Annotated in this window: 1 protein-coding gene; it reads left to right on the top strand. The window is 36.6% G+C overall.

The window, feature by feature from the left end; translation table 11 throughout:
* Positions 1-69: 69 nt before the first annotated feature.
* A partial coding sequence (locus tag CCY16_RS02725; RefSeq protein WP_179946036.1) for a biotin/lipoyl-containing protein occupies positions 70-819 on the top strand: 750 nt, incomplete at its 3' end.

The raw sequence follows: 819 nt of genomic DNA on the forward strand, positions 1-819 counted from the left end.
AATTTACGATTAGATTGACACAAGATAAAGAGTAAATTAAAAATTGAATAGATTTTAAACTTATAATAAATGCCTATAGAAATATTAATGCCTGCTCTTTCTCCAACGATGAGTAAAACTGGGGGAAAGATTGTGAAGTGGTGTAAGAAAGAGCAAGATAGAGTTGAAGTAGGTGATGTAATTGCTGAAATAGAGACTGATAAAGCCATAATGGAGTTTGAATCTGTAGATAGAGGGGTTTTAGCGAAAATTTTAGTGTCGGAAGGGACAAGCGGCGTGCCTGTTAATCAGCTGATAGCTCTAATGCTGGAAGAAGGAGAAGACAAAAGTGCGGTTGATAACTATGTTTCAGTTTCTGCTATCGATATTGAGGTTAAGGAGAAAGTTGTAACCACTTCTTCAGTATCATCCAACCCTTCGATTTCATCTCAGTGCTTGACACTGGAATCCAAGAAGGAAGAGGGTACTAAGACAACAGAAAGTAGGATAAAAGTAAGCCCATTAGCTAAAAAAATAGCTCAGAATGAAGGGGTTAATGTTAGACAGTTAAAAGGTACTGGGCCATATGGTCGTATTATTAAAGCTGATGTACTGGAGTTTTTAGATAGTGGTGTACAAATTAAAGATCGTGAAAGATCGGATGAAGACACTATACTTGAAGTAAGCAACATGCGCCAAGTGATAGCGCAACGCCTCATTGAGGCTAAACAGAATATTCCACATTTTTATTTAACTGTGGACTGCCAAGTTGATAAGCTAATATCGCTCAAAAGTGAGATTAACTCAGCAGATGAAAACAATAAAGTAACAATTAATGAC

Origin of the sequence: Wolbachia endosymbiont of Wuchereria bancrofti (assembly GCF_002204235.2) — a bacterium.
Taxonomy (GTDB): Bacteria; Pseudomonadota; Alphaproteobacteria; order Rickettsiales; family Anaplasmataceae; genus Wolbachia.